The organism is Thermodesulfobacteriota bacterium (assembly GCA_040756475.1).
In the GTDB taxonomy this organism is placed as follows: domain Bacteria; phylum Desulfobacterota; class Deferrisomatia; order Deferrisomatales; family JACRMM01; genus JBFLZB01.
The window spans coordinates 1-2459 of the sequence record JBFLZB010000336.1; the positions used below are offsets into that span (position 1 = coordinate 1).

A 2459-nucleotide genomic window follows, 5' to 3' on the forward strand; every position below is an offset into this window, starting at 1 on the left:
AATGCCTTTCCCTCGTTGTGACCTGCTCGGAGGGAGGACTTGCCCCTCCAAGTTTGCGTCCATGCCGGGCGCAATCGGGATAGGGGGCGGCGGTTCGCCCGTCGCTCCCCTCCCACACCACCGGACAAGCGGGTCCGCATCCGGCGGTTCGAGAAGTTGAGGTCACGCGCCGAGCCGAGGAAGCCCCAGCTCGTCGAACAGACGGTTCGGGAGAGCGATGTGGAGGGCCATCGCCGAGTTCTTCCACCATCTGCGAGTGTTGGCCGCCACCTGGGCGGCCCGGTCCGGAGAGAGCCCCCGAGAAACCAGTTCCCGGTAGGTCGTCCGGCCCCGTTTCCACTGCTTAAGTTGGATCGCTCGGAGACGGTGACGGATCCACTCGTCCAGCTCTAGGAAGACCTTCGGGGTGTCGGCGAGCCGGAAGTAGTTCTTCCACCCCACCAGATACGACCGCAGCTCCCCCACGACCTGGTTGATGCTCCGCCCCGCGCTGCGGCGGGTCAGCCGTCGCACGCGCTCCTTCATCTCTTCGAGGGCCTTCTTCGCGACGCGCAATCGGACCTTCTTCGCCGGGGCCGTCCAAAAGGAAAACCCCAGGAACTTCCGGTCCCACACCCGCGCGACCGCGCTCTTCGACTCGTTGACCTGGAGATGGAGCCTGGAATACAGGCGTCGAAGCAGCGCCATGACCCGCTCGCCCGCACGCCGGGACTTGACGTAGACGTTGCCATCGTCGGCGTAGCGGACAAAGCGGTGACCCCGCCTCTCCAGCTCCTTGTCGACCTCATCGAGGAGCACGTTGGCCAGAAGCGGTGAGAGTGGCCCTCCCTGCGGAGTCCCCTCTTGCCGCTCCATGACCACCCCGTTCACCATCACCCCTGCTTCGAGGTAGCGGCGGATCAACCGCAGCACCCTCTTGTCCCCGGTCCGTCTCGACAGCCTCTCCATCAGGATGTCGTGATTGACTCGATCGAAGAACCGAGCCAAGTCGACGTCCACCACCCAGCGCCGGCCTTCCTGGACGTACTGCTGCGCCCGCCGTACTGCCTGGTGGGCGCTGCGTCCAGGCCGGAATCCGTAGCTGTGGTCGGAGAAGGTCGGGTCGAAGATCGGCTGGAGGACTTGAAGCAGGGCTTGCTGGATGAGCCGGTCCAGGACGGTCGGGATGCCGAGCTCGCGCTCGCCTCCTCCCGTCTTGGGGATCGTCTGCCGCCGGATTGCTTGAGGCCGGTAGGTCCCCGAGAGCAGCTGCTCCCGGATTCCTTCCCAGTTCTCCTGCAACCAGACGGGCAGATCCTCCACGGTCATCCCGTCGATGCCGGGGCTGCCCTTGTTCTCCTTCACCCGCTTGAACGCGGCCACCATGTTCGGGCGGCTGACCGCCCGTTCCATCAGACCGCTCGCTCCTGAGCCTTCCATCCTCCCGGGCGTCTTCGGGGTCTCCACGCTCCGTCCTACTCTCGGGGCTTCACCCCTACCCTCGAACGGGAGCTCCAGCTGCCTGGTCATCTGTGGCCTGACCCCTCCGTTCCCGGACGCTTCCAGCTCTTCTTCTCGTTCGGCCCTTCGCCGCCTCGCGGCGGCTACTACGGCCTCTGCTGACCTCTCGCTCCGCCGCTGGTCCGGCGTCGCCCTTTCAGGCGTCAGGCGAGATCTCCCCGGGTAAGAACACAGACCTTCCCCGCACGGCCGCCGGATCTACGCCGCTTCCCCTTGGTCACAAAGGCTTCGCGATCATGGGCTCGCTCGCCTCGGTCGGCAGCGCCTCCTATCCGGTTCTTGTCCATCGGCCCGCGGGTTCGTTCCGCGCTTCCTCCGGACGGTCGGTCACCCTTCCGCCCTTGCGCTTCCCTTCCCTCGCTGTGACCTGCTTAGGAGAGGGCTTGCACCTCCAAGCCTGTGTCCATGCCGGGCGCACCCAAAAGACGCGGGACCCGCTGCAGGGCCCCGCGTCTTCCACCCCCGGACTACGGGTCAGGTCTAGTTGACCGTGTTGCTCAGCACGAGGATCGACGTGCCTGCCTTCCCGTTGGCCGTGATCACGTAGCTCGTGTTGTCGTCGCTGACGTCCCAGTAGCAGACACCCGCGCCGTTGCCGGCCGCCCCGTCCGCGAACGCGTCGCCGCCGAACGGGTTGTCATAGTCGGCGTTCAGCACCAAGGCGACCGCGTCGGGATACGACCCGTTGGCCTGGACCGCCTCATCCTCCCCGTAGAGCTGGCAGGCGTGCGCGTTGCCCTTCACGCTGCCCTCACGGGCACGGTCCTGCATGCTCACGTAGTTCGGAATCGCGATCGCCGCCAGGATGCCGATGATGACGACGACGATCATCAGCTCGATCAGGGTGAAGCCCTTCGCGTTGCGGAACATGGTTACACCTCCATCGACTTCTTTGGGTCCCACTTGCTCGCCCCGATCGACTGCGGGGCCGGATCGGCTTGGGCCGACCCCCTGGTTAG

At 65.9% G+C, this 2459-nt stretch carries 1 protein-coding gene and 1 pseudogene; both read right to left on the reverse strand.

Translation table 11 applies throughout. The annotated features are described in order from the left end of the window. Positions 1-162: 162 nt before the first annotated feature. Positions 163-1419 (reverse strand): group II intron reverse transcriptase/maturase, encoded by a 1257-nt coding sequence (ltrA, locus tag AB1578_23400; protein MEW6490845.1) that lies wholly within the window; start codon positions 1417-1419, stop codon positions 163-165. 858 nt (positions 1420-2277) lie between these two features. After that, a pseudogene (locus AB1578_23405) lies at positions 2278-2370 on the reverse strand (prepilin-type N-terminal cleavage/methylation domain-containing protein). Between the last annotated feature and the right edge of the window lie 89 nt (positions 2371-2459).